Here is a 26,763-nt window from a genome sequence, read left to right as displayed (position 1 = left end):
CGCTTTTTATTACGTTATATTAATCCAAGTGCCTTGCTTTAGGCTATCAATTGCGGCAAAGCTTGCTAAAGTAGTATTAACAATTTCATCCATAGGGATAATTGCATCGCCACCGCTTTGCACGCTGTTTACCAAAAGCTTAAACTGATCTAAATGCCCTTTGTTTTGTCCGGATGATTCTGAGGAAAATCCTTTAAAGCCAAACCCGCTCAGTTTGCGCCAGTTATCCATTACCAGGGTTTTCTCCTGGCTATAAACCTCAATGCGTTCTTTTGAATAAGCTTTGCTACCGTTTGCAAAATAATTTATTACTGCGTTAGAACCATTCTCGTACTTTAACAATATGGAGGCGTTATCTGTTTGTTCGTCAGGGTTTGTACCCATCGCATTCATACATACCGCTTTCACTTTCGACCCGGTAAGAAAACTGCAAAGGTCAATAAAATGGCAAGCCTCTCCAATTATGCGCCCGCCGCCAATGGCCAGGTCATGTACCCAGGCATTGCCCGGTATAAACCCCGCATTCATTGTTGCTACAATATTCACCGGTGTTTCCCCTTTGCCTAATAACGATTTCATTTTCTTAGAGAACGGAGCAAAGCGCCTGTTAAAACCTACTGTAATTGTTTTTTGGGTTGCACCATACACTGCTAAAATTCCATCAAGCTCTTCTTTATTTAAAGCCAATGGTTTTTCAACAAATACATGTTTGCCGGCATTTAAAGCTTCAACAACCATACCAGCGTGTAAATTGTGGCGGGTAGTAATAAGTATTAGGTCTACTTCCTTATCAGTTAATACATTTTTATAGTCGGTGGCGGAGTTTAGTATGCCAAATTTTTTTGCCAATGTGGTGCCTGATAAACCACCCGAGCTAACAATGTATTTTACTACGGCAGGCGTTTTTTTTAACGATGGTAATATCATGGCGCTTGTAAAGTTACCCGCACCAATTACCCCTAAAATACCTTTGCCTCCGGTAAATACACCATCGTTTATGGCAATCACCCTGCCCGGCTCTTCGCTTTTTTCACTGTAAGTTATAATAGAAGCTATTGCTTTTGAGTTAGATATATTACCATAAATTTTATCGTAATCATCAAGCGTTACATGCTCCGTTATAAGCGATGTAACGTTCACCTGCTTTTGGCTTATTGCCTGTAAAACTGCTTCAAAATTTCTCTTTTCAGTCCATCTTACAAAAGCCAGAGGATAATCTTGCCCTTTTTGCTCATAATCTTCGTCATATCTGCCCGGGCCATATGAGCATGATACCTGAAACGTTAATTCTTTCTCATAGAAATCGGCACGGCTTATATCAAGGCCAATAACACCAACCAGCACTATCCTTCCTCTTTTTCTTGACATTTTTGCCGATTGGGCAATTATCTCGTTCCCTTTGTTAGATGCGGTAATAATAACGCCATCGGCACCAATGCCATTTGTTAGCGATTCTACATACTGAACCTGGTCGGTTCCATCGGCCGGGTTTACAGCAATAATTCCAAACTCGGAAGCTAGTTTTACTTTTTGAGAATCATAATCAAAACCAATTACACGACAACCATTTGCCTTTAATAACTGAGCAGTTAACAGGCCAATAAGCCCTAAGCCCACTACTACAACCGTTTCGCCCAAAGTAGGTGCAAGTAAACGTATCCCCTGAAGGCCAATTGCGCCTATTACAGTAAAAGCGGCTTCATCGTCAGTTACATCGTCCGGTATTTTGGCAACTAAATTTTGAGGGATAGAAACGTATTCGGCATGATTGCCATTTGATGCAACACGGTCGCCTACTACAAAGTCGGTTACCCCGCTGCCTACAGCAATAACTTTACCTACATTACAATACCCTAATGGTAATGGCTGCCCTAACTTATTAAAAACAGCTTCCAGAGTAGGTTTTAAGCCATCTGTTTTTACTTTATCAAGTACCTGTTTTACCTTATCGGGCTGTTGACGGGCCTTTTGCAAAAAATTAGCCTTGCCAAATTCAACCAGCATCCGTTCGGTGCCTAAAGAAACCAGGCTCCTGGTGGTTTGAATTAAAACTTGCCCTCTTTTTACTATTGGTGCCGGTACTTCTTCTAAGATTGTACCACCGCTTTTAATATCCTGAATAATTTGTTTCATAGTGCTATGTATTCTTTCTATAACGTATAAATTTTGCCGGGTTACCGCCATATATTGCATTTGCTTCAATATTTTTGGTAACCACTGATCCAGCTGCTACAACAGCGCCAGTTTCAATGCACACACCGTGCATAATAATTGCGCCATGCCCTATCCACACATTATCTTTAATAATAATTGTTTTTAATTCATTACGGCCAGATAACCGCATTGTTGTTTTTATATTATCAATTTTGTGATCGCCCCCTACTAATGATACAAATGAGGCAAATAAAACATCGTCACCAATAATTGCGTTTGCTGCCAGGTGGCAATTATTGCCCATATAAAAATTGTTGCCAATTGATATAGTGTTCTTTGAGCTCATGAAGCAATTAACACCACAAAAAAAACCTTTCCCCACCTTAAGTCGCGACGAAAAAAACTGTAGTTTAAAAAGCCTGTAGCCTCCTAGTATGTTTCTCCTAAAACTCTTAAGCTGTTGCTTCATATTTTATATCATCTTTTATTTTGCTCTCCAACTGTTCAATCATGCATGATGTAATGCCATCAAAGTATACGCCTGGCTCAAAAAATCCTTTATTAATGAAATAGAACCTACCCAGATTTTTCCATCCAAGGTATAGGGTTGAATACAGATTTATAAAAATTGGCTGTTTGTTGCCCCATTCTTCCTTATTATTAATAATCTGCAAATGCGGGAAGTTGGCTTTTAGTTTTTCTAAACTGCTACCGCTTCTGTTTGGATGCACCTTTAACATCACCGGCATATTTAAATTATCAGCAATATCTTTTACGTCGCTATATAGCTTTAACTGCAATTCATTCTCAAAATATAAATTATACCGGGTAAGTTCGCCCTGATCAATCAACACTAAGCAATACTCGGCGTTTCTTATATTTAGTTGGTTTATAACTGGCTCTACTTTAGTATCGGTATGCAATAGTATGTTACAATCGTTCCTTTTTTCGTAAAATTTACGCTGGATCTCATTAAAAACATAAAAATCAGAATATTCAACAAATGGACTGTAAGTACCAATACCGTGTGCTGTATTGGTAATATGGCAACCGTTTGCTTTTAATAGGTGGTGGAGCACCAATGACCCGGGCTCAAACTCGTCCGTAGTAAATAATTCTTTCGCGTTTTTAAAATCTTTAAAATGTTTGTAGTACCCGCTATATTCAAAATTAAGTATGTTGTTATCGTTGTTTTTTGATAATAACAATTTAATAAGTGGTTTTATTGAATATGGGACACCCATTAAACTAACTTGCTTACGGTGGTTTTTAAAAAGGAATTTATAAAAAGCCCATGCCCGGGAATAGTTTAAAAAAAATGGGTATAAATAAATTACCGCAGTTGGAAACTGTTTACTGTAAATGTTTGAACTTACCTCTACCCAAGCCCTTATATAACTATCACCATCAATTTTTCTTTTAAAAATTCTGAACGCCCGGTTCACAAAGTATTTTAAGAAAAGTGCTTTTAAGGATTGATTATCTAAGTAATTATTATCGCCTGTGGTATAATTTAGCTTTGTATTAGGGAAAATTTCTAAAAAATCATCTGAGATGATATTACTTTCGATGACCGCTATTCCGTATTTATCATTTATTAATGATAAGGCTGTTATGATTTTTGCCTTTTCTGATTTAAGGAATAAGAGGTTAACGTAAAGTTTAACCTGCATGTTATCTTTAATACCAGATCTGTTAGCAATATATTCGCATATATCTTTATGCCGCTCAGATATCTTAATCATCGAAAACGGGAACCTAAGCCTTATTTCGTTTAATAAGAATTCTTCTTTATTTTTTAATACAACTTTACCTGTAACCGCGCTCATTACTTTTAATTATACATCAACCTATCGTACTCGCCTACATATTTTAAAGCCAGGTTATCCCACTGCAACTGAATGACAGATGATGCTACTTCACTCCTGTCAAATTTACGTTCACCAATACGCTCTAAAACATTTGCGATCTCCTCTACCGATCCGTCTTTAAGAACAATGGCATTTGTTTGATTTAGTATGCCGGGCTCCTTGGCCAGCGGTAATTCGGCAGGAAGCATAACAGGCGTACCGCAAGCAATACTCTCAATATATACTTTACCAAAACCCTCACTTGTGCTGGGTAAGATCATAAAATCGGCCTTGCCTATATAATCTTTTAGTTGGTTTTGTGGTAAATAAGAAATATGATCAAACTTCACATCGTTTTCGGCGCTAAGTTTCACAATCTCTTTTAAATATGCAGCGTCTGCGTTCCCTATGCAGGTGTACGTTATTTGCTTTGTTAAATTAGCTTTAACTATGGCTTTCATTACATTCAACTGCCCTTTTCTTGAGTATACAGTTGAAAAAGTAAGCAACTTTATAAAACTTACATCTTTAACAATATTATCATCAAAATAAAAAACCTCTTGATTGTAGCCATTCAATATAGATACGGCCCGGCAAACCGGGTTACCGTATTTGATCTGAAAGTCGTTCATAACATCTGTAGCTACAAACGTAATTAGCTGATACGTACTTTTAGTAAATAGAAACTTTTCGATTTTTCTGAACGACAGATAATCGTCGATATTTTCATCATAACCATTCATCCCGTGAATACGTAATACTTTTTTGCTTTTCCCTCCAAAAACATAATTTCCATACAATCCCCAACGCGCGCCATGAAAGTGAATGATATCGGGATTAAATGAATCTGTTAAGCTTTGGAAAAATAAAAAATACCCTACCCCCCTTGAAAAAGGTTGTCTAAAAAACAGCTTCAGGTAAAATGCACGATACGCCAGCACTAAAAATTTAAACGGGTTTTTCAGCATCCATTTTAACAGGTTTGATTTATTCCAGCCCGTTACTTTCAGATTGCTGATCGTGGATGTGGTGCTAATATCCGTACTTGCAAAAAGGATGTCATAGTCAGTCTCTAAACCGGCTATTGCGTTATGAAGATCAAATATGCCGGTTGCCAGGCCCGTTTCCTGTTTACCACCTTTATCTTTTGGCAAGTAGCCAAAAATCAGGATCTTTTTCTTCATATATATTTACTTATTAAAGCACCAACCAGTGGTGCTTTTACCAACAATGCTTTTTCTATAGGGCCTGATACCAATTTTACATATATAATACATGATGCTATTGATAACACCGAGAGGTTTAATCCTAATTTTATTAATACCGGTATTGCCAAAAGATTTAATCCATTATATAAAGGCCAGGCTAATAAGGGTATTATAAAAAAGTATAAGTATTTAACATCATAGGGCACCAATTTATATTTAATGTACAAAAATATGCACCTGATAACGTTAAGGGATAATTGTATTACAAAGTAACAAATTGCAGCCCCCTTTAAGCCGATAAACCTTACCAGTAAGAAAAGAAGTAAAAAGTTCAGCGCTGCTGCGATAATAGTATTGTAAAATTCAAATTTATAGTGCTTTGACATTACAATTAACGGATAGTTGGCACCGGTGATTGCATTGATAAACACAGCCGAACTTAAAATTGGCAATATTACACTGCCTTTTACGTACTCTTTACCGTATAGTGCAAGTATGTTAGATGAGTACAATAACAAGCCTAAAAACACCGGTAAAACAACCATAGTAATGACATTGCTACTGAATTTGTATAACGATTGTAACGCCGGAACATTGTTATCTTTATAATATTGGGCAGCCTTTGGCATTACTATACTGTTAACAATTGATAGCCCCACAAGTATAATTACCGAAAGATTAAGGCAAATTGTATAAATGGCAACATCAGAGTAAGAAAGATATAAACCTAAAATGATCTTATTAATCTCTCCTAAAAATAATGCAATAATTGATGACGCTGCTATGGAAATAGAATAAATAATGTACTTATTTTTTTCTGTCTTGGATAATGGTTCTTTTATCAGATCAGCTATCTTAAGGCCTTTTTTACTTTCTAACGTAAAGTAAAAAATAAACATTGTTATTATCTCGCCGATCAGGAAGGACAAGCACATGGTTAAAAAACTAAAGTTTAATGCAAAGCCGATTACCAGAAAAATAGCAAGTTTAATAAGCCTTCCTAAAACTTCTTTATTTAGTATAGAAAAGCTTGAATGCGATAATCCGTCAAATACTCCCTGAAATATCCTGTTTAATGAGAATGCTACTAAGTAAACAGAAAATAGTGGAATGTAAGGAATCACAATACTTTTATCCGCATTAATAATATGCGGAAACATGTAACTTAATATTGACGCTAAAACACCAAGGATTACACTGATAAAGAAAACTAACTTAACAGAGTAAAATATATATTTGCTACCAGAAGTTTTATCTTTTTCAAACCCGCTAAGGTGTTTTATAATACTGGTAGGGATCCCTAAAACCGAAAATACACTTAACACGTTCACCATTGCCAGGCAAAAAGAGAAGGCACCGTATTTATTTGCGCCGAGTTTATGCGCAAATAAATAATCTAAAATGAACCCGAACAGCAATCCGGAAAACCTTGTTACAAAATTTCCCAGAAATTGTCTGCTTATAGATGTAGATAAAAACATTAATAGATATTAAGATAAAACAAATTTAATCCTGCTTTTTAAAGGCAGTATATCCCAATTATAAATTACACTTATTAAAACCCATTTAAACAATTCAGGGAACCACGAATAATTCCCGAACGTTAATGATTCAAACATCCCCGGAATAAAAGTGCATAGTAACAATAGTTTTAAGTAAAGTGGTGCCGGCGTGTTTTTACACGTTTTAAATAACCAATAAATAAAGTAAACGGTAAATATTACGCCCAGTTCTAATTGCCAGCCTAAAACAGTGTTAAATGCCCCGAAAGTATCAGCGTCCCTATTAAAAAAATCAAAATCGCTGTATGCCCCTGATATTTGAGTTGCACTATTGCCAATACCTTTTCCAAAGAAAAATACCTTAACACTTGATACTGCCTCTGTTAAAACTGCTTTATAAATAACCAGCCTCGAATTATCAAAGATTGATGTTTCACCATTTCTGGAAATTGATTTTGCCTGAAAAATTGATAAAAATATGTAGTTATATGCTATAATGGCAACAACAACCGAGAGCATAATAAATACGTTTTTCCTCACCCTCACATTTTGTTTTTTATTAGCAGAAACATCGATGCTTTTTGTGCTGAAGATGTTTTTACCTTTTACGAAATACAACACTATCAAAAGCACGTAAATAACAATTGAAAGGATAGAATTTCGGCTTACGATACCCAAAATAAGATAGAATGATACTGCGGCAGAGAGCATATAAAGCCAAATACTGCCACGTTTCCCCTTTAAGTAGTTAATTATAAAATATGTAAAGCTTACGTTAAAAAATATCACGAATCTTTCAATCAACATATTGGGGTTTAGGTAAGGTGCTACAAAGCTTGCCGCCTTACTGGTTATATCAACCTTGAAAGAGCCACCAAACATTCCAAATGTTATCAAAAACAGTATCGGATAAACTATGATATATTTTTTTATATATTCTAACAATCTAACAGCTACATAAGGGGATTGCTTTAGCCCTAAGCCCATTATCATAAATAATACTGCTGGTAACCCGTAAGTACGACTATGCGCTGAAATATTAATTAAAAAACTAATGCCGAAAATGATCAGTAAAGTTAAATCGTTCTTCTTAAATCGATTTGAGTTTCTAAAAAACAAGAACAGGCTGACCATCAAAAGGATAATCAATAGAAGTTGATTCGTTACGCTGGTAGATTCGTCTTTATAAAAGATTTGATTACCGGCTATATAAGCCGTCAATATCGTTAATACAAATAAAACCCTGGCAAAAAATCTACTTTCCATAATTTTTACCGTTTAATACTGATAAATTGTATTCCGTCAACATCCAGTCTTGCGGGGTATCAATATCAGCATTGTATATATCTTCCATTACGTACTTAGAAATATTCTGAAATTGACTTAGTGGTCTTTTTTTTAATGCTGTTATCCTAATTAGATATATAGATCCATTGTATGCATAAACTTTAGGGCAATCTTGTCTTCTAACATAGTCGCCGTGTTTAGATTTTTCAAGAAACCCGCCATCATTTTCCTCAAATAGGTTAAAGTATGGGTTTTCTTTTGATTCTTTTACAGATACCACCATTTCGGCTTGTGGAGTAGTATCCAATAATGCTATAACATCTAAAATATGTTGTTTAACCCTCACTGGAGAAGTTGGCTGTAGTAACAGTACACTATCAAAATCGGTTCCTAATTCTTCATAATAACTTACGGCATGCAGCAATACATCATATGATGATGAGGTATCTGTAGCCAAGTGGGCCGGTCTTGTAAAGGGAATGGCCAATCCGCTTTGCTCTACTAAATTTTTTATTGCGATATCGTCTGTAGATACACAGATCATACTGTCATCAAATAGTTGCCTGGCCAGTTCTGTAGAATATAAAATAAGCGGTTTCCCATTAAGCGGCTTTAAGTTTTTCCCAGGAACACCTTTAGAGCCACCTCTTGCAGGAATAATTACTAATGGTTTCATTAAAACTTAATCTGGGTTATATCCTTTTGTCCTTTTTCAAAATCATCATGCTTACCAACATCCAGCCAATACCCTGCTAAAGGATATGAAACTACATTAAGGCCTTCCGCTAAAAGTTTTTCTATAAGATCTGTTGCATCAAAAAAAGTATCGGTAGGCAAATAACTCAATACATCTTTTTTCATCAGATAAATACCCGCATTTGAATAGTAGGTATATGTTGGCTTTTCTTTGAGGCTTTTTACGTTTCCGTCTGTTGTTTCCAATACCGCATAAGGTATTTTCACTTCGTATGGTATAGTAACTACTGCAAAGTCTGCGTCCTTTTGCAAAAAGGAAATGTATAAGTGCTCATAGTCAAGGTTAGTTAAAATATCAGAATTGGTAACCAATACATAATCGTGTTGAAAATCTTTTATTTTTGATACTGCACCTATTGTTCCTAAAGCTTCTGTTTCCCATACATATTTTATGTTAACATTCTTGCTTGTACCATCGCCAAAATAGTTTTCTATTTGTTCGCCCAAATATTTTACAGACACCCAAAAGTCGTCTATCCCAAATAAGGCAAGCCTGTCCAGGTTATGCTCCATTATAGGTTTATCACCAATTTTAAGCAAAGGTTTTGGTGTGGTATCTGTTAAGGGTTTTAGCCTTTGCCCACGCCCGCCGGCCATTATTACAGCATCAATAGGTAAGTAAGACCTGGTTTCCCTGAAATTTATTACGTTAACTACTCTATTACTTTTATCAAGTATTGGTATTATCCTGAAATTTGCTTCCCTATACTCAACAACCTTGTTGATATCGGATTCGCCTTTCCTTAAGTAACGGGGAGATGATTGTATAATATCAGTTACTGGATGCTTTGTTGATAATCCTTTTATCAAACCCCGTCGTATATCTCCGTCGGTTAATGAGCCAATTAGTTTATCATCTTCATCCACAACAAATAAAATAGCATCCTTGGCAAGTTTATCCAATTGTATAAGTGCTTCTATAATAAGTGTTCCTGTAAGTATTAAATGGTCCTTATAATTCCTCATAATTGTCAGCTTTCAAATGGTAAAGTATCTGCTCGGCGGTGCCTGGCTTACTATAAATATTATCCCCCAAATAGGGGCCTAATTGAAGCGCGCAAGTAGCTGCTTCAATTATCTTATCTGCGTTAAACGGAACATTGATAATGTTGCCGCTTTGTGCCCTACCTTTTTGCCTGTCGCCAACGTTAACAACATATTTATTAAATGTTGCAGCTTCAATGATACCACTTGATGTATTACCTATCATCAACTTACAGTAGCGCATTGCCGCAAAATAATTCAGCTTCCCAAAATTCTCTATTAACAATATATTCTGAGACGTCCCAGCCTGTAGGTCTAAAAGCATCTGCCTGAAAACACTTCCAAAGGTATCTGCATTTGGCATGGTTATAACCAATAGCATTTTTTGTGCAAGCGCGGTTAAGGCAAGTTTGGTTTCACTTGCAAAATCAACATTTTGCTCAGGCGATACAGTTTCAGGATGAAAAGTAAGTAAGGCAAACTCTTCTTTTATTTTATAATTTCTCTTAAAATCCTGTTCAGAAAGGATGGGTAACCCATCAAGTTCATCAATTGATAATGACCCGACAGTATATATATTATTTGTTGTGCCTGTAAGTTGGGTTATCTTTTCTGCAAAAACTTCTGTTGCCGCAAAATGCATTTGTGATGCTAAAGTCATTTGATGCCGATAAATGTTATCAATTGCACCTAACGTGGTTTCACCACCATGTAAATGGGCAAATTTTACACCATACGGTATCCCGGCTTGTACTGCAGCAGCCATTTCAAATCTGTCGCCAAGGCATAATACCCAATCATAAGTATGGCTGTTCCAAAAGTCGGCAAATTTTAATGCAGTAAGGCCGAATGCTGTAGCTATGGATGCCTCATCATCATTGGTTAAGAGGCTTGTAATTGTATGGATATTTTTAAAGCCAGCTTGTTTTATATTATCTATTGTATATCCATGAAATTTGGACAAATGGGTGCCAAAAGCAATAATATCCAATGAACATTCCGCATCCTGTTCAATTCGCTTTAGTAAGCAAAGGTATATGCCAAAATCGGCACGCGAGCTTGTTAATACAGCAATTTTCATAAATATTATTCAGCCCTGTCAATTAAATCATCGGCAAAAAAATCGCGGGTTGCCTTTTGGCCTATAACTTTATCCCACTCCATTGGTGATATGCCGTTTCCGGGGCGCTTTACGGTAATGTTGTCCTCGGTTAAAATCTCCCCCTTTTTAATATCAATTTTGGCTATTATGCTTTTCCTGGCTATAGTGATATTTTTCATCTCAGATGCCGATGGCTCTTTTAGCCCGGTTCCTGATATAGCAGCTTCAATATTGCGAATGCCAGTAACCATAGCTTTAAGTTCCGCCGGTTCAAGAGATGCTTTATGATCAGGTCCGTCCATGGTTTTATCAAGCGTAAAGTGCTTTTCAATAACCGATGCACCTAATGCAACTGCGGCGATGGGTACTTCAATGCCCAATGTATGATCAGAGTAACCTACTGCTGTTTTAAATTCCTTTGCAATACTCAACATAGCCTTTAAGTTAACATCCTCCATTGGTGTGGGATATTCAGTGTTGCAATGTAGGATTGTAATGTTTTCTTTAGGTGTACCAGAGGTAATAAATACGTTAACAGCCTCGCCAACCTCTTTAAGGGTAGACATGCCTGTTGATATGATAACCTTTTTGAATAAATCAGCCGCTTTTCTCAGATATGGCAAATTGGTTATTTCGCCCGAAGGTATTTTAACCATATCCATCCCAATTGTTGCTAGATATTGTAATGATACAAGATCAAAGGCCGTTGAGAAAAATTTAATATTTTTTAACTCACAATAGTTTATTAACTGCTCATGATCAGCTTCTGATAGTTCCAGTTTCTGAAGCATCTCAAATTGTGATTCTTCACTATTGTTAGTATTTTCTATTTGATAATCGGCTTTTTTGGCTTTTACCGATACTAATTTATCAGCCTTAAAAGTTTGGAATTTCACATAATCGGCGCCGGCTTCAACAGCCGCATCGATAAGCTCAAAGGCTTTGTCCAGGCTCCCGTTATGATTAACACCAGCCTCCGCAATAATTATTACCTTATTCATCTTAAATTTCTTGCTGGGTTACCCGCTACTATTGTGTTATCAGGTATATCTGTAATAACTACAGTCCCTGCCCCTATAATAACATTCGCACCAATTTTGATTCCTTGTTTTATACTTGCGTTAGCGCCCACAAAACTCATGCTACCAACTTGCACACTACCCGCAAGTACTGCGCCGGGGCCAATATGTGCGCCATTAGCTATTAAACACTCATGCTCTATAATACATCCTGTGTTTAGTATGCAAAAATCTCCAACCCGTGATAATGCGTTTATGGTTGCATTCGCTGATATAAAATTTCCAATACCTAACTCTATATGTTTTGATAGGTAAACATTGCGGTGAATAACATTGGGTAGTTTACCATTTGCATGAAGCACCACTTGTGCAATTCTGCTTCTTATATTATTATCGCCAACCCCCAGTATAAAGTTGTAACCTTTATCCCAGCTATCGAAACTTTTATCAGTTTCATCGCCTAAATATTCAAGGCCAAATGGGTTTATGTTTACTACATTTTTTTCGCAGTAATATTGTAATGGCATACCAGCACCAATTGCAGTATCTGCTACCACTATACCGTGTCCCGAGTACCCAATTATTGCAACTTTACCTTGCACTACTTGGAATGTTTATTATTCGTTCTTCTAAAAATTCAGCATTCTCCTGCCCATCTCTTTGACAATTTGAATACATCGGTAACCGGTACATTAATTGCCATATTGGGCGCGTCATTACTCCCGATGCATTTGTCACCTTCAAAAATTCGTCTCTTTCTATTTTGTCGGCCAATTCAACGCACATCAGCCAATAGTTGGCTTTAGTATCAGGCAACTCTGTACGGAATTTTATATGTTGTTTGTTGAAAAAATCGCTATAGATACCAGCAAGCTCGCGTTTGTTTGCTAATAAAGTATTTAACTGCTCTAGCTGGGCACAAGCAAGGGCTGCATTTAAATTGGGCATCCTGTAATTGTATCCTAACTCGTCGTGAAAAAACTCATAAGGATGCGGCCTCTTTGCAGTAGTGGTTAAATGTTTGGCCCGGGCACCCAAGTCTGCATCATTGGTTACAATAGCGCCACCACCGCCAGCCGTAACAGTTTTGTTCCCGTTAAATGAGAACACTCCTAACTTACCAAAGCTACCTGTTTGCCTGCCTTTGTACTCGCTGGTTAAAGATTCGGCAGAATCTTCTACTATCGGTATATTCCATTTATCACACACCTGTATCAGCTCATCCAGATGTACCGGGAAACCAAATGTGTGCATTGGCAAACATGCTGCAATTTTATTACCGGTTTGTTTGTTATAACAACCATCATTCCTTAAGTCGCCGTGTTGCTGTAAAAAAGCGTCAACTGCTTTTGGCGACAAGCCCATGGTATCAATATCTACATCAATAAAAACAGGTATTGCCCCATTATATGCAATGGCATTGGCAGTAGCAATAAAAGTAAGGGCCTGAGTAATTACCTCGTTACCGGGTTTAACCCCAACCAATCGTAGTGCAACCTGTAAACCTGCTGTACCATTTACTACGGCAATAGCCTTTTTTGTATTGGTAATAGCCTGCATCATTTCTTCAAATCTGTCTACGTAAGCGCCTACAGAAGAAACGAAGGTAGAATCAATGGTATCTATTAGGTATTTTTTTTCATTACCTCTAAAGCGTGGCTCATGTAAGGGGATAAAAGCCTTTGTATTAAAAGTATCCTGAATAAATGAAACGATATCCTTAATATTTTCCATTACATTTTAGCATCTAAATACTTACCGGTTTCCTTATGCCCAAAATCAGGGATCATTTTAAAAAACAGGTCAACAATTTCTTTTTTTGACCATTGCCTTTTAGTTTTCATCTCTTTGATAGAGCCTGCAAACATTTCTAATTTATCCTCTTCAACAGAAAATTGATTTTTGATTACCCCTAAATTTTCAAAGGTGTCCATATCTAAAACTTCATTTTCCGTATAAAATTCTTCAAAGCTTTTTTCGCCCGTGGTGTCGCTCGATGTAAACAAACAAGGCCACATCCCTTTTTCAGGCAAGGTTTCAATAAGTATACGCGCCTCTTCTTCGCTGTTACACAAGTAAGGTTCATATCCTAAATTTTTAAGATATTTTACAGCTATGTCTGCAAAAGTTATCAAGTGCAGGCTCTCGCTTAGCTTAGGAAAAAAAATATCCCTGTTTTCACCAAAAATACACGACATTAAACACAACTCACCCGATTCTTTGGGGATAACAAAATAGCGTTTTATATCATTAGGAGCTACTATAGGTTGTTGTTTTTGTATACGCTGGTTAAACCCATGCAGAAGAGATCCATCTGAAAAAGCCACGTTCGCAAACCTTGCAGTTGAGATACTGATGTGTTTACTTTTACGCATTAGGAACATTTCCATAATACGTTTTGATGCTCCCATCATGTTTACAGGGTTCGCGGCTTTATCAGTAGATACGCAAAAATATTTTTTTACATTCTTGTCTATTGACTGTTGGATGGTTTTGTCGGTATTAAAAACATTTACATCAATCATACGCATTAATGTAAATGGGTCTTTCTCGCTTCGTACGTGTTTTAAAGCCGATAAATTAAGTACATAATCATACTTACCGTCGGCCTCAATAAAAGCATCATACTCGATTGAGCCTATATCAAGTGCAAAGGTTTGAAAATCGCCATTGATATAGCCATAAGAACTACGGATATCCCTAACTAATTCTACCATATTGTTTTCGCTAATATCAACAACATGCAGCTTTTGAGGGTTCCGTTTAAAAATTTCCTTTGTTACAGCTTGGCCGATTGATCCTGCACCACCAATAACTAGAAATTTTGATTCTGACACAATTCTGCTCAATTCAGATTCATGTGATTTTATATCAGTGAAAAACAGCTCGCTATTGCGGCCTATAAGTTGTAAAATATTCATCTGCCAACTGATTATAACCTACCATCAATTAATGACCGATCTAAACATCCTTTAGTATCAAATATAACCCCGTTGTTTCTTTTAATTTTTTCGTAATCAAAGGTTAAAAACTCATCATGAGATACGGCCACAATAATGGCATCATAAATATTTTTCTCATCGAGTTTATTCAAAACGTCAACCCCATATTCATGCTTTACCTCCGCAATATCTGCCCATGGGTCATAAACATCAACCGATAATCCAAACTGCAAAAGCTCATGATATATATCTACAACACGAGTGTTCCTAACATCCGGGCAATTCTCTTTAAAGGTAATACCCATAATGAGTGCCTTTGAACCCTTTATTTTGTGATCCTTCTGTATCATAAGCTTAACAACTTTATCGGCCACAAAAGGTCCCATATTATCATTAACCCTTCGGCCAGATAATATAACTTGTGGGTGATAACCTAACGCCTGCGCTTTGTGTGCAAGATAGTACGGGTCTACACCAATGCAGTGCCCCCCCACTAAACCTGGCTTATATTTTAAAAAGTTCCACTTAGTGGCTGCAGCTTCAATAACATCATTAGTATCGATGCCAATGCGTTCAAATATCAATGCAAGCTCGTTTACAAATGATATATTAACATCGCGCTGTGCATTCTCAATGGCTTTTGATGCCTCGGCGACTTTAATGCTTGGTGCCTTATGGGTACCGGCAGTTATGATAGAGCCATAAAGGTTATCTACTTTTTCAGCAATCTCGGGCGTTGAACCGCTTGTAACCTTTTTAATTTTAGTTAGGGTGTTTACCTTATCACCAGGATTAATACGTTCTGGCGAATACCCTGCAAAAAATTCCTTGTTAAATTTAAGGCCCGATACCTTTTCAAGTACAGGTACGCAATCCTCCTCAGTACAACCAGGATAAACGGTAGACTCGTATATTACCAAATCGCCCGGTTTTAGAATAGAACCTAGCATTTCTGATGCTTTTATGAGCGGTTTAAGATCAGGCGCTTTAAACTGATCAATTGGAGTTGGTACAGTTACTATAAAGGTATTGTATTTAGCCAGGTCAACCTTATCAAAAGAAAAGCTTAATCCGGTTTCACTTTTTTGTTGCTTACGCTCAATAACTTCTTTAAGATCGGTCACATTTGCTTCCTGTGTGCGGTCACTTCCAGTCTTTAACTCTTCTATGCGATCTTGGTTGATATCAAATCCAAGTACATCATATTTCTTGGCAAACTCTATAGCAAGCGGCAAACCCACATAACCTAAACCAAGTATTGCTATTTTAAAATTATTAGGAGTTTCTGTATTTATAAGGGCCATGTTTATTTAGAATTACAGGTTAATGTTGTAGATAAAATTTTTTATTTTTTTAATAATTTTTTAAGTACCGATTTACTTTGAACCTCTTCTTCCTGGTAATATCCACCATAGCCATAGCCGTAGCCGTAGCCGTAACCATAGCCATAGCCATAACCATAGCCTCTTTGAATATCAATTGAGTTTATTACGATATTAATATTGGTAAACTTCTTGGTTCTGTAATAATTCTCAATAGAATGCACATGCGCTTTAGCGGTATAGTTATGCCGCACAATAAACAGTGTAGAATCAGCATATGATGCAAGTATCTGTGCATCGGTAACTAAACCAACCGGAGGCGCATCCAAAAGCACATAATCAAACTGTTTCTTAAGCTCCTCTATCAAAACTTGTATTTTCCCATTAACAAGTAATTCTGCAGGGTTCGGCGGTATAGGTCCACTTGTTATAATAAAATAATTTTCTTGCTGAGGTATAATTTTTAATATCTCTTTAATACCAACCTCGCCAATAAGGTAATTAGATAAACCCTTCATGTTATCTATCTCTAAACCTGCATGTAGTTTCGGTTTTCTAAGGTCGAGTTCCAAAATAACCACTTTCTTACCTGACATTGCCAAACTTGCACCCAAATTCAGAGAGATAAATGACTTACCCTCTCCGCTTATGCTTGAAGTAAACAGCAGTACTTTTTGTTCCTTATTTGGAATAACAAAATTTAAATTAGTACGTAAGGCCCTGAGCTGCTCTGCAACCATTGATCGTGGCTTGCTCGCAACTAACAATGAGGAAGAATCTTGTGAGTGTGAAATTTCGGCGATAATAGGTACTTTGGTTACCTTTTCAATGTCCTGACGTTTCGAAATTTTGAAGTTTAAAATATCCCGCAAATACAATATCGCAACAGGTACAATTACACCAAGCAAGAAAAACATTAAAAATGTTATCGGTTTTACCGGTTTTACCGGGAACCTGCTGCTGTAGGCTTCGTCAACAATACGGCTATCTGCAGCTGTAGAAGCCAGTGAGATTTCTGACTCCTCACGTTTCTGCAATAAATAGGTAAACAGGTTATTTTTAATTTCCTGTTGACGCATAACGTCAATTAAGCCACGTTCTTTGGAAGGCACCTGACTTATAATAGACTGGAATTTTGAATTTTTTGCCTGCAGTTGTTTTTGCGTAATCTGCAACCCAATTTTTAAATTATTAACCGCTTCTTTTATAGATGATCGCAACGCGGCTACCTGATCGCTTAACGAAGTTAAAATTGGGTTAGTTTCCGGAACTGTTTGTAGTAAGCTTTGTCGTTTAAGTTGTGTCTCAGCTAACTGGTTTACTAATGATATTAAGGTTGGGTCATCAATGCCTAACATTGATGGTACCTGCTCCTGCCCTTTCGGTGACGAATAGATATATTGTTCTAAATTTTTAAGTACACTAAGCTGAATGTTAACCTTACTAAGCTCTGTATCATTACCTTGTACATTTTGTAAAAATATTTGCGACTGAGAGCTGATATCAATTATCTGGTTATTTGATTTGTATTGTTCAACATTCTTTTCAACAGACCCTAGCTCATCCTGTAACTTTCTCAGCCTGTCTTCAATGAATGCCAGGGTGGCGGAAGTAACTTTATTTTTATCTTCAATTGCTGCTTTGTTATATTCAAAAACCAGTCTGTTTAATATATCTTTCCCTCTTTGCGGAAGCGCATCTTCTAAGGTTACAATCAGAACAGTACCTTGTTTACTTACAGGTGTTATTGTTAGTTTTTGACTATAATTATCTTTAACATCCCTTATATCGTTGAATTTAAATTCATAAGTACTCCCCTTTGAGGCATCCTTCATAAAAGTTGGATCGACCTTAACTAATATTAATCCAGCTTCAGTATTAACAGGGCTATTTATCTGATATTTTTTCCCGTTAATTTCAACCTGACCTGCATTTAATAAACTAATATTATAACTAACACCATAATCTATCCCCGGCGCAGCTTTAATAAGCTCCACACTAAAAGGTATATTTTTATACATCTCACGTCTTCTAACCCCTTCGGTGCTATAATATGAGGTTAATAAATTTAGCGCGCTTATAGTTTTTTCGAGTATGGTATTAGATTTTAGTATCTGCACCTCATTGTCTATTATCTTATCAGATGAAAATAAGTCCAGATCCTTCAACAGATCATTTTGTCCACCCAAATTATCTTTGTTATCTTTTATTAAAAGATCAGTTTCTACCTTAAACTGTGGTGTAGTTAATTTAATATATACGTAGCCTAAACACATTGAAATTATCAATGATAAAAGGAACCATTTCCAGTGAATAATATATTTGTGCAATATATCTCTCAGATTAACGTCATTCTCTTGTGAATCAAAATCAGCCGTATCGTTATTATTTGTCATAAAGAAATTTTCAGCAATAAAGGGTTTGAATTATTTAAACCTAACTATTATAAGACCAATTACCGTTAACGCGCTCAGAACGATTGGTAATACCCTGTAGGCTTGGTCGCTTTGTGCAGCTTTCGCTTTACCCTGTTCAACGTAAATTACATCTCCAGAGTGAAGATAGTAATAGGGCGAATTAAATACGTCTCTGTTATTAAGGTTAACTCTTCCAAATTCTTTTTTACCCTCACTATTATCCCTTATTATTAAAACGTTATCTCGTTTAGCATAAATTGTAAGGTCCCCAGCCATTGATAAGGCTTCAGGTAGTGTTACTTTTTCATTTGGTATAACGTAAACTGATGGACGGGCTACCTCACCCATTACAGATATTTTATAGTTTAAAAACCTTACACTAACTGTTGGCTCTTTAAGATAGGTGACCTTAAGTCTGTTTTTAATAGTATCACGGGCTTCAGAAGTAGTAAGTCCGCCTACTTTAACGGCACCTATAATAGGAAACTCTATTAAACCGGATGCGTCTACAAGGTAACCATTTGTAGATGGTAAGGATGGTGTAACATTTAAAGTATTTGGATCCGGAGTTGTCGGTACTACATTACTGTAAGGGTTGAAGAAACTACTGGCTGCCGGATTTAATGAGCTTACGGGTATGGAAAGTATATCACCTGGTTGTATCTTAGGTATATAAACCTGCGATACATTCATAGTATCTGACTGATTAACTCCTTTTTGAAAATAAACTATTTCTTTTTGAGAGGTGCAGGAGGTTATAAAAATAATGCCGACAAGCAACAATATACTTATCCTAAAGTAGATATTTTTTTCCATAAGTTACGGTAGCGTATTTTGCGCAAAAATAGATTTTTTTATTAATTAAACCAATGTAATAAACAGATTTGCTTTTAGGCATATTATTTTTATGTTAAAATAATGCAAATGTATTAGTGCCTTTTTAAAAAAATCATAACCAAATACTATTTAAACATATCATTTTATCAAATGCTCTATTTGATTGCGAGGTTTAAACACATTAACAAGTTAATTGTTTTAATTAATTAAAAAAATCGTCTTTTAAGTCGTCAATTTCTCTTCTGTCGCGTTTGGTAGGGCGTCCTGTACCGCGGTCGCGTATTAATAAAGGGGCATGAAAAACCGATTTAAACGCGTGCGTTTCTTCCTCTGGTGTTATATCTTCATAAAACATAACAGCCTTTTTGGCGTCTGTACGGCTTTCAAGTAAGCCGGTTACTTTTAACACTCTTTTATCAGGCCCTTTTGATACCGTGTATACCTCACCTATCTTAACCTCGTGTGATGGTTTTATATTATTACCGCCCAGTTTAACACGCCCGGCCTTGCAGGCATCAGATGCCAGTGTGCGGGTTTTAAATGCGCGTATTGACCATAAATACTTATCAATCCTTAATTTTTCTTTCTCAGCCATTTAATTTCATTCTTTACTATACTTTTTAGCCATACTAACAGATAGGGCTTCAATATCTTTATTTCGTGCAAGCATTATAACCCATTCTTCAGGAATATTTTGATATCCATAATATAAGCCCGCTAAGCCTCCTGTTATTGCACCGGTGGTATCAGTATCCTCGCCTAAATTTACAGCTTTTAACACTGCTTCCTGATAGGATGACGTATTTAATAAACACCATATACTTGCTTCAAGTGTATGCAATACGTAACCGCTACTTTTTATTTCGGCAACATCTTTCGTATGAATATCATCAACCAAAACACTATTGAATGACGTTATTTCCTCCCTGTTGATGTTAGTGGAGTTCAGATAATTTAAAACTTCACTTTTTAATTCGGCATAAATATTCACCGGGCTATAGCCAAATAATAGCTTTCTTGCAAATTCAAGGTAGTAAAAACATGCAATTGCCGACCTGATGTGCCCATGTGTAATAGACGAAACTTCTTTAGTGATATTAAATCTTTCTTCAACAGGCCTATTCTTAATATAAGCGAGTAGTGGTAATATTCGCATTAATGAACCATTTCCGTTTGATCGCGAATCGAAGCCTCCTGCTAAATCCGGCCTTATACCTTTAGCAATCTTCTCAATAGCTTGCTGAGTTCCCATGCCCACATCAAACACTTCTCCACGCGCCGTCCAAAAGTTCTCATAACGCCATTTAACAAAATTCCTTGCTATTTTTTGCAGGTCGTAATTATCAACCAATGCATCAGCCAGGCAAAATGTCAATGAACTATCATCCGACCAAGTACCGGGCGGCATTCCATAGCTGCCATAACCAATCATATCCGTTATAGGATTCTCTGAAATTTGTTGTCTTGATTTAAATTCAACAGGCACACCTAAAGCATCACCTATTGCTACTCCAAACAGAATGTCTTTATAATAATCTCGTTTAATAATCACTTTTTTGATTTAGAAAGTTGTATCTCAAACAAATCTCCTTAAAATTCCTTTAATTTGACAAAATTTATATTCTGTAATGATCGACCTTAAAAAAATGATTGAGGATGCATGGGATAACCGCACCCTTTTAAGTGAAAACGACTACATTAATGCCATAAATACCGTTATCGAACGCCTTGATAAGGGAGAAATGCGTGTTGCCGAACTGATCGGCTCCCGCTGGCATACAAACGACTGGATAAAAAAAGCCGTTATATTATACTTCCCTACCCGTGCTATGGAAGAAATTAAAGTTGGCCCTTTTGTGTTTCATGATAAAATGAAACTAAAAACCAACTATCAAGAACTTGGTGTACGCGTAGTGCCTCATGCTATTGCCCGTTATGGCGCTTACCTGGCTAAAGGCGTTATCATGATGCCATCGTACGTAAATATTGGCGCCTACGTTGATGAAGGCACCATGGTTGATACCTGGGCTACTGTGGGTTCGTGCGCGCAAATTGGCAAGCACGTGCATTTAAGCGGTGGTGTTGGTATTGGCGGTGTGTTAGAGCCAGTACAGGCAGCCCCGGTAATTATAGAGGATAACTGCTTCCTGGGCTCACGCGCTATTGTAGTTGAAGGTGTACATGTTGAAAGCGAAGCCGTTTTAGGCGCTAACGTGGTGTTAACCGCTTCAACAAAAATTATTGATGTAACCGGCCCCGAGCCTATTGAATATAAAGGCCGTGTGCCTGCCCGCTCGGTAGTTATACCTGGCTCATACACTAAAAAATTCCCTGCCGGCGAGTTCCAGGTGCCATGTGCTTTAATCATAGGTAAGCGTAAAGAATCAACAGACAAAAAGACATCGCTAAACGATGCTCTAAGGGAGAACAACGTAGCTGTATAGTGAACCGGTTGATTGGGTTGATTAAGTGAGTGGTTTTATTGTTTAATTTTCAACTATTCACTTAATCAACTACTCACCTAATCAACACAAAAATGAAGATACTAATAAGGCTGCCCAACTGGCTTGGTGATGTGGTAATGAGTACTGCTTTCGTCAATGCTGTAAGGCAGCTTTACCCCGGTGCATCTATTGATATTATCATCAAAAAAGAACTGGGCGGCATTGCTAAGCTAATCCCAGGATTAAATCATATTCATCTTTTCTCAAAACAGGAGTACAGCGGTTTAGGTGGCGTGTATCGCTTTGGCAAAAACCTGCGTAGCCAGCAATACGATATCTATTTTAACCTCCCTCATTCTCTGTCGTCTTTCGTAATGGCATGGGCAAGCGGTGCCAAACAACGCGTAGGTTTTAATAAAGAGGGTGGTTTCTTTTTGCTAACGCGATCTTTTAAAAAACCGGCTAACCTGCACCGGGTTGATGAGTATGTATCCCTGCTTGAAAACTTTACCGGTAAACCAATCAATTATAAAGTAATTAAACTGCAAGCGGATCCCCCCCCGGCAATAAAAGATAGTGTTATAATCAATTTCAACTCCGAAGCGTCATCCCGCAGGATGCCTTTGGAGAAGGGCCGAAGTATTATTAAGGCACTTGCCGCTACTTTTAAGGATACCACCTTTTTGTTTGTTGGTTCGCCAAAAGAGGCTGCATTTGTTAATGAATTACTGGCAGGCTTAGATAATACCGACCGGCTGCAAAATCTTGCCGGTAAAACCGATCTTACAGGCCTGGCCGAATTAATGGCAAGAAGCAAAGCTGTATTAACAACAGACTCGGGCCCCGCGCATCTGGCAAATGCCGTGGGTGCGCCTACCATTGTTTTGTTTGGAGCGGGTAATGAAAATAACACCGCACCTTATAATAAACAAGAACTTACTATTATAAGGTATGGCGAATTGATATGTGAGCCCTGCGTACGTAATACCTGCAAATTATACGGTATACCCAAGTGCATGGAAATGTTGGATGAAATAAAAATAATAAATGCATTAAGTTTGTATCTGAATTATGCTTAAAGACGAAGTAAACAAGGCGCTTAAAATTGTACAGGACGGTGGCATCATCCTGTACCCTACCGATACTATATGGGGCATTGGCTGCGATGCCACAAATACCGAAGCTGTTAAAAAAATCTACGCCCTTAAACAGCGCGAAGAAAGTAAAAGCATGATCATCCTGTTGGATATCGACAATAAATTGCAAACCTACATCAGCGAGGTGCCCGATATTGCTTATGACCTGATAGAATACGCCGAAAGTCCCCTTACTTTGGTTATGCCGGGTGCTAAAAATATCTCGCCCGCATTAATTGCCGAAGATGGCAGCGTGGGTGTAAGGGTAACCAGTCACCCTTTTTGCCAGCAGCTTATACAGCGTTTACGCAAGCCTTTAGTATCAACATCGGCCAATATAAGCGGTAAACCATCGCCTGAGTACTTTTCAAAAATAGACCATGATATTATTGACGGGGTTGATTATGTGGTTGACCTCGACCAGTATAGCACCGAGATAAGGAAGCCATCAACCATTATGCGGTTAAACCCAAATGGCGGTTTTGAATTTATTCGCCGTTAGTTTTAATAATCGCTAAATTTGCGCCGTAATACAAGCCTGTTCGCAGCCTACTTATGAAACAACACCTGCAACATCCGGTATTTTCTGTTATTTGTAAACTTGCTGCCGAACAAAATGTACAGGCCTATGCAATTGGCGGCTACGTGCGCGACATTTTCCTGAACCGCCCCTCAAAAGATATTGATATTGTTATTCTTGGTAATGGCATTGCCTTTGCCGAAGCCGTTGCTGCAAAACTTAACGTTAAGGTATCGGTATTTAAAAACTTTGGTACGGCCATGCTGCGTTACCAGGATGTGGAAGTTGAGTTTGTTGGCGCCCGCAAAGAAAGCTACCGGTCAGATTCGCGCAAGCCCATTGTGGAGAACGGCACTTTAGAGGACGACCAGAAACGCCGTGATTTTACCATCAATGCATTAGCTATTGCCTTACATGGCGATGAATTTGGTACGCTGATAGATCCATTCGACGGCATTGCCGATCTGGAAGCTAAGCTTATCCGCACCCCGCTAAATCCGGTTGAAACTTTCTCTGACGACCCCCTACGCATGATGCGGGCCATCCGCTTTGCAAGCCAGCTCGATTTCAGGATTGATGATGAGGCAATCGCAGCTATAAAAAGTAACCTGCAGCGCATCAAAATTGTATCGCAGGAGCGGATAACCGACGAATTGAATAAGATCATCCTGTCGCCAAAGCCCTCAATAGGTTTTAATTACCTGTTTGATACAGGACTGCTGCACATCATATTCCCGCAAATGGTAGCGTTGTATGGCGTAGAGATTATTAACGGCAAAGGCCATAAAGATAATTTTTACCATACCTTACAGGTATTGGATAACATTTGCGAAACCACCGACGACCTTTGGTTACGCTGGGCGGCCATACTACATGATATTGCAAAACCTCCCACCAAACGTTTTGAGCCCACACACGGCTGGACATTTCACGGCCACGAGGATAAAGGCGCCCGTATGGTGCCTAAGATATTCGCACAGTTAAAGCTGCCGCTCAACGAAAAAATGAAGCTGGTGCAAAAGCTGGTACAGCTGCATTTACGCCCAATTGTGTTGTCACAATCAATCGTTACCGATTCGGCTGTGCGGCGTTTGCTTTTTGAGGCGGGTGATGATATTGAAGCGCTGATGCTGTTATGTAAAGCAGACGTTACCACCAAAAACGAATACAAGGTTAAAAAGTACCGTAACAACTTTGAGCTGGTACAGCAAAAACTAAAAGATGTTGAAGAACGCGATAACATCCGCAATTGGCAGCCGCCGGTAACCGGGTTAGATATTATGCAGCTTTTTGGTATTGGTGAGGGCCGCGAAGTGGGTATAATAAAGAATAAAATACGCGAAGCCATATTAGAGGGCGAAATACCTAACGAGCGTGAAGCAGCAATTAACTTTACAATTGAAAAAGGTAAAGAAATTGGCTTGAAAGTTGTGGCAAACACAAATTAAATTAAACATTACTATTTTTGACAAAAAACTACTTATAAAATGGCACTATACAGGTTCAGGGTTACTTTTGAAGATTATGACGACGTTTCGAGGGATATTGATGTAAAATCAAACCAAACTTTCGAGGATCTTCACAAAGCTATACACCAAAGCACCGGTTATAACCCCGAATATCCGTCTTCCTTTTACATCAGTAACGACCAATGGATGAAGGGTGAAGAGATCACCTACATGCCTAATCAGAAAAGGATTGACCGCAAAATCCCGCTGATGGAAAAAATAAAACTGAGCAGTTTTATTGATGATCCGCATCAAAAATTTTACTACACCTTTAATTTCGACAGGCCGTTTGATTTTCATGTAGAGCTGATGAAGATCATTCTTGACGAAGCACCAGGCACTACCTACCCTGCTGTTGTACGCTCGGTTGGTGAAGCACCAAAACAATTTGGGAATGTATTTAACCCCGAAATAGCTGCAAGCGCCGATGCCCCTAATGAGGATTTTGACTTTTTAAATGAAATGGCATATAATCATGATGATGCCGATGATTTCTCTGAAGTAACCGAAAGCGGCGACGATGAAGAAGAAAAGAAAGTTGACGACGAAGAGGAAGAAGACGAATTTGGCTTTGGCGACGACGCTGAATTTGAAGACGAAGACAAACCCGGCCGCGACGACTATTAATTGTATCTTATAAGATCGAACACTGAATTTTGAATAATGAATTTCGAAATTCATTATTCAAAATTCAGTGTTCATTATTTCATAAATTACAGCCGTGAAGGATGAACCCCTAAATAAAACCCTTATTGTAATTGCCGGGCCTACGGCAAGTGGTAAAACCGCAGCTGCCATACAACTGGCACAGTATTACAATACGGTTATTGTATCGGCAGACTCCAGGCAATTTTTCCGCGAAATGTCTATAGGTACGGCGAAACCTACAGAAACAGAACTGGCTGCTGCTCCACATTATTTTATTAATTCGCACAGCATAACAGAGCCTTTTTCTGTTGGCGATTTTGAGCGCCAATGTATGCAACTGCTCCATGAGCTTTTTAAGAAACACGATATAGTGATACTGGTTGGAGGATCGGGACTGTACATTAAGGCTATCACAGAGGGATTTGATGAATTACCTACCGCCGACCCGGATATCCGCGACCGCCTGAATACCGAGTTAGCGGCAAATGGCATAGCAACCCTACAGGAGCGATTAAAACAAGTTGACCCCGCATACTACGCCGAAGTAGATATCAACAATCCACAGCGTGTTATAAGGGCATTGGAGGTTTACGAAGCAACGGGCAACCCAATATCATCTTACCGCAAATCAACTGTAAATAAAAGGCCGTTCAATATTATCAAATTTGGATTGGATATGCCACGCGAGAAACTTTACGACAGGATAAACCAACGGGTAGACATCATGGTAAAGGATGGCCTGGTGGAAGAAGTGGCAGCGCTGACGCCGTATCGCAGTTACAATGCGTTAAACACCGTGGGATATTCTGAGCTGTTTAATTACTTTGATGGGAAGACTGATGTAAGTACTGCTATTGCAGCCATTAAACAAAATACACGCCGCTTTGCAAAACGCCAGCTTACCTGGTTCCGTAAGGATAAGGAAATTATTTGGATGGATGCGATGGATGAAAAGCTTGTTGATAATATGATAGCGGATATCGACAAGTTAATTATTTAACTTATTGATAATCAAAAGCGTTCACGTTCACTGCCGTGTCACACGTTAATATTTTCAAATATCTGATTATAAGGTAATTAAATAAAACACCAACAGCGATAAGAATTACAAATAACTGGTTGACAAT

General features: G+C 37.9%; 24 protein-coding genes. 6 read left to right on the top strand and 18 right to left on the bottom strand.

The features are described 5' to 3' along the window. Nucleotides 1–9: 9 nt before the first annotated feature. From IDJ75_RS13145 to IDJ75_RS13060, 18 genes are all read right to left on the bottom strand, one after another. The gene (locus IDJ75_RS13145) at nt 10–2,133 is read right to left on the bottom strand and encodes a bi-domain-containing oxidoreductase (RefSeq protein ID WP_191176048.1); all 2,124 of its coding nucleotides are present in this window, start codon (nt 2,131–2,133) and stop codon (nt 10–12) included. A 4-nt stretch (nt 2,134–2,137) separates the two neighbouring features. Continuing rightward, nucleotides 2,138–2,623: an acyltransferase gene (locus tag IDJ75_RS13140; protein ID WP_191176047.1), complete on the bottom strand. Its 486-nt coding sequence runs from the start codon at nt 2,621–2,623 to the stop codon at nt 2,138–2,140. After that, on the bottom strand, nt 2,607–3,983 hold the full coding sequence (locus IDJ75_RS13135) for a hypothetical protein (protein ID WP_191176046.1): 1,377 nt from the start codon (nt 3,981–3,983) through the stop codon (nt 2,607–2,609). Before IDJ75_RS13135 ends, IDJ75_RS13140 begins: the two co-directional genes overlap by 17 nt. A gap of 5 nt (nt 3,984–3,988) precedes the next feature. Next, nucleotides 3,989–5,188, bottom strand: coding sequence for a glycosyltransferase family 4 protein (locus IDJ75_RS13130; protein ID WP_191176045.1), 1,200 nt, complete (start codon nt 5,186–5,188; stop codon nt 3,989–3,991). Next, a complete protein-coding gene (locus IDJ75_RS13125) occupies nt 5,185–6,693 on the bottom strand; it encodes an oligosaccharide flippase family protein (protein WP_191176044.1) in 1,509 nt (502 codons plus the stop codon). The genes IDJ75_RS13130 and IDJ75_RS13125 overlap by 4 nt, the downstream gene beginning before the upstream one ends. A 9-nt stretch (nt 6,694–6,702) precedes the next feature. Beyond that, nucleotides 6,703–7,611: a hypothetical protein gene (locus IDJ75_RS13120; protein WP_191176043.1), complete on the bottom strand. Its 909-nt coding sequence runs from the start codon at nt 7,609–7,611 to the stop codon at nt 6,703–6,705. A gap of 358 nt (nt 7,612–7,969) precedes the next feature. Then, nucleotides 7,970–8,677 carry an acylneuraminate cytidylyltransferase family protein gene (locus tag IDJ75_RS13115; protein ID WP_191176042.1) on the bottom strand — a complete coding sequence of 236 codons (708 nt, stop codon included), beginning with the start codon at nt 8,675–8,677 and terminating at the stop codon, nt 7,970–7,972. Beyond that, the gene (locus IDJ75_RS13110; RefSeq protein WP_191176041.1) at nt 8,677–9,723 is read right to left on the bottom strand and encodes a nucleotidyltransferase family protein; all 1,047 of its coding nucleotides are present in this window, start codon (nt 9,721–9,723) and stop codon (nt 8,677–8,679) included. Before IDJ75_RS13110 ends, IDJ75_RS13115 begins: the two co-directional genes overlap by 1 nt. Next, a complete protein-coding gene (gene neuC / locus IDJ75_RS13105; protein ID WP_191176040.1) occupies nt 9,710–10,822 on the bottom strand; it encodes a UDP-N-acetylglucosamine 2-epimerase in 1,113 nt (370 codons plus the stop codon). Before neuC ends, IDJ75_RS13110 begins: the two co-directional genes overlap by 14 nt. A 5-nt stretch (nt 10,823–10,827) precedes the next feature. Further along, complete coding sequence (neuB, locus tag IDJ75_RS13100; RefSeq protein WP_191176039.1) at nt 10,828–11,844, bottom strand: N-acetylneuraminate synthase; 1,017 nt, start codon at nt 11,842–11,844, stop codon at nt 10,828–10,830. Continuing rightward, a complete protein-coding gene (locus tag IDJ75_RS13095; RefSeq protein WP_191176038.1) occupies nt 11,841–12,464 on the bottom strand; it encodes an acetyltransferase in 624 nt (207 codons plus the stop codon). Before IDJ75_RS13095 ends, neuB begins: the two co-directional genes overlap by 4 nt. Further along, a complete protein-coding gene (locus IDJ75_RS13090) occupies nt 12,454–13,596 on the bottom strand; it encodes a LegC family aminotransferase (protein ID WP_191176037.1) in 1,143 nt (380 codons plus the stop codon). The genes IDJ75_RS13095 and IDJ75_RS13090 overlap by 11 nt, the downstream gene beginning before the upstream one ends. Then, nucleotides 13,596–14,783 (bottom strand): UDP-N-acetylglucosamine 4,6-dehydratase, encoded by a 1,188-nt coding sequence (locus IDJ75_RS13085; RefSeq protein WP_191176036.1) that lies wholly within the window; start codon nt 14,781–14,783, stop codon nt 13,596–13,598. The genes IDJ75_RS13090 and IDJ75_RS13085 overlap by 1 nt, the downstream gene beginning before the upstream one ends. Nucleotides 14,784–14,794: 11 nt before the next feature. Then, nucleotides 14,795–16,108: a nucleotide sugar dehydrogenase gene (locus IDJ75_RS13080; RefSeq protein ID WP_191176035.1), complete on the bottom strand. Its 1,314-nt coding sequence runs from the start codon at nt 16,106–16,108 to the stop codon at nt 14,795–14,797. A 41-nt stretch (nt 16,109–16,149) separates the two neighbouring features. Continuing rightward, nucleotides 16,150–18,522, bottom strand: coding sequence for a GumC family protein (locus IDJ75_RS13075; RefSeq protein ID WP_191176034.1), 2,373 nt, complete (start codon nt 18,520–18,522; stop codon nt 16,150–16,152). Between the two features lie 30 nt (nt 18,523–18,552). Continuing rightward, on the bottom strand, nt 18,553–19,359 hold the full coding sequence (locus IDJ75_RS13070; RefSeq protein ID WP_191176033.1) for a polysaccharide biosynthesis/export family protein: 807 nt from the start codon (nt 19,357–19,359) through the stop codon (nt 18,553–18,555). 223 nt (nt 19,360–19,582) lie between these two features. Further along, entirely contained in the window at nt 19,583–19,975 is a 393-nt protein-coding gene (locus IDJ75_RS13065; RefSeq protein ID WP_191176032.1) for an RNA-binding S4 domain-containing protein, read from the bottom strand. 6 nt (nt 19,976–19,981) lie between these two features. Beyond that, complete coding sequence (locus IDJ75_RS13060; RefSeq protein WP_317173768.1) at nt 19,982–20,932, bottom strand: ADP-ribosylglycohydrolase family protein; 951 nt, start codon at nt 20,930–20,932, stop codon at nt 19,982–19,984. A 76-nt stretch (nt 20,933–21,008) separates the two neighbouring features. Here IDJ75_RS13060 and IDJ75_RS13055 point away from each other — a divergent pair, with 76 nt between their 5' ends. The 6 genes from IDJ75_RS13055 to miaA all read left to right on the top strand — a co-directional run bounded on the left by IDJ75_RS13055 (nt 21,009) and on the right by miaA (nt 26,636). Beyond that, on the top strand, nt 21,009–21,824 hold the full coding sequence (locus IDJ75_RS13055) for a 2,3,4,5-tetrahydropyridine-2,6-dicarboxylate N-succinyltransferase (protein WP_224746576.1): 816 nt from the start codon (nt 21,009–21,011) through the stop codon (nt 21,822–21,824). A gap of 92 nt (nt 21,825–21,916) precedes the next feature. Continuing rightward, nucleotides 21,917–22,903 carry a glycosyltransferase family 9 protein gene (locus IDJ75_RS13050; protein ID WP_191176031.1) on the top strand — a complete coding sequence of 329 codons (987 nt, stop codon included), beginning with the start codon at nt 21,917–21,919 and terminating at the stop codon, nt 22,901–22,903. After that, nucleotides 22,896–23,462 carry an L-threonylcarbamoyladenylate synthase gene (locus tag IDJ75_RS13045; protein WP_191176030.1) on the top strand — a complete coding sequence of 189 codons (567 nt, stop codon included), beginning with the start codon at nt 22,896–22,898 and terminating at the stop codon, nt 23,460–23,462. Before IDJ75_RS13050 ends, IDJ75_RS13045 begins: the two co-directional genes overlap by 8 nt. A 53-nt stretch (nt 23,463–23,515) precedes the next feature. Then, complete coding sequence (locus IDJ75_RS13040; protein WP_191176029.1) at nt 23,516–24,928, top strand: CCA tRNA nucleotidyltransferase; 1,413 nt, start codon at nt 23,516–23,518, stop codon at nt 24,926–24,928. Nucleotides 24,929–24,967: 39 nt separating this feature from the next. After that, entirely contained in the window at nt 24,968–25,615 is a 648-nt protein-coding gene (locus IDJ75_RS13035; protein ID WP_191176028.1) for an IS1096 element passenger TnpR family protein, read from the top strand. A 94-nt stretch (nt 25,616–25,709) separates the two neighbouring features. Beyond that, complete coding sequence (gene miaA, locus IDJ75_RS13030) at nt 25,710–26,636, top strand: tRNA (adenosine(37)-N6)-dimethylallyltransferase MiaA (protein ID WP_191176027.1); 927 nt, start codon at nt 25,710–25,712, stop codon at nt 26,634–26,636. Nucleotides 26,637–26,763: the final 127 nt, after the last annotated feature.

Origin of the sequence: Mucilaginibacter rigui (assembly GCF_014773275.1) — a bacterium.
Lineage (GTDB): Bacteria > Bacteroidota > Bacteroidia > Sphingobacteriales > Sphingobacteriaceae > Mucilaginibacter > Mucilaginibacter rigui_A.
This window is presented reverse-complemented; position numbering and strand designations above follow the sequence as displayed.

Coding starts and splice junctions, on each gene's coding strand:
- IDJ75_RS13055 (WP_224746576.1), top strand. CDS start 21,009: ATGATCGACCTTAAAAAAATGATTGAGGATGCATGGGATAACCGCACC.
- IDJ75_RS13085 (WP_191176036.1), bottom strand. CDS start 14,783: ATGAATATTTTACAACTTATAGGCCGCAATAGCGAGCTGTTTTTCACT.
- IDJ75_RS13115 (WP_191176042.1), bottom strand. CDS start 8,677: ATGAAACCATTAGTAATTATTCCTGCAAGAGGTGGCTCTAAAGGTGTT.
- IDJ75_RS13080 (WP_191176035.1), bottom strand. CDS start 16,108: ATGGCCCTTATAAATACAGAAACTCCTAATAATTTTAAAATAGCAATA.
- neuB (WP_191176039.1), bottom strand. CDS start 11,844: ATGAATAAGGTAATAATTATTGCGGAGGCTGGTGTTAATCATAACGGG.
- IDJ75_RS13045 (WP_191176030.1), top strand. CDS start 22,896: ATGCTTAAAGACGAAGTAAACAAGGCGCTTAAAATTGTACAGGACGGT.
- IDJ75_RS13145 (WP_191176048.1), bottom strand. CDS start 2,133: ATGAAACAAATTATTCAGGATATTAAAAGCGGTGGTACAATCTTAGAA.
- IDJ75_RS13075 (WP_191176034.1), bottom strand. CDS start 18,522: ATGACAAATAATAACGATACGGCTGATTTTGATTCACAAGAGAATGAC.
- IDJ75_RS13035 (WP_191176028.1), top strand. CDS start 24,968: ATGGCACTATACAGGTTCAGGGTTACTTTTGAAGATTATGACGACGTT.
- neuC (WP_191176040.1), bottom strand. CDS start 10,822: ATGAAAATTGCTGTATTAACAAGCTCGCGTGCCGATTTTGGCATATAC.
- IDJ75_RS13135 (WP_191176046.1), bottom strand. CDS start 3,983: ATGAGCGCGGTTACAGGTAAAGTTGTATTAAAAAATAAAGAAGAATTC.
- IDJ75_RS13140 (WP_191176047.1), bottom strand. CDS start 2,623: ATGAAGCAACAGCTTAAGAGTTTTAGGAGAAACATACTAGGAGGCTAC.
- IDJ75_RS13065 (WP_191176032.1), bottom strand. CDS start 19,975: ATGGCTGAGAAAGAAAAATTAAGGATTGATAAGTATTTATGGTCAATA.
- IDJ75_RS13090 (WP_191176037.1), bottom strand. CDS start 13,596: ATGGAAAATATTAAGGATATCGTTTCATTTATTCAGGATACTTTTAAT.
- IDJ75_RS13125 (WP_191176044.1), bottom strand. CDS start 6,693: ATGTTTTTATCTACATCTATAAGCAGACAATTTCTGGGAAATTTTGTA.
- IDJ75_RS13110 (WP_191176041.1), bottom strand. CDS start 9,723: ATGAGGAATTATAAGGACCATTTAATACTTACAGGAACACTTATTATA.
- IDJ75_RS13050 (WP_191176031.1), top strand. CDS start 21,917: ATGAAGATACTAATAAGGCTGCCCAACTGGCTTGGTGATGTGGTAATG.
- IDJ75_RS13130 (WP_191176045.1), bottom strand. CDS start 5,188: ATGAAGAAAAAGATCCTGATTTTTGGCTACTTGCCAAAAGATAAAGGT.
- IDJ75_RS13070 (WP_191176033.1), bottom strand. CDS start 19,359: ATGGAAAAAAATATCTACTTTAGGATAAGTATATTGTTGCTTGTCGGC.
- IDJ75_RS13040 (WP_191176029.1), top strand. CDS start 23,516: ATGAAACAACACCTGCAACATCCGGTATTTTCTGTTATTTGTAAACTT.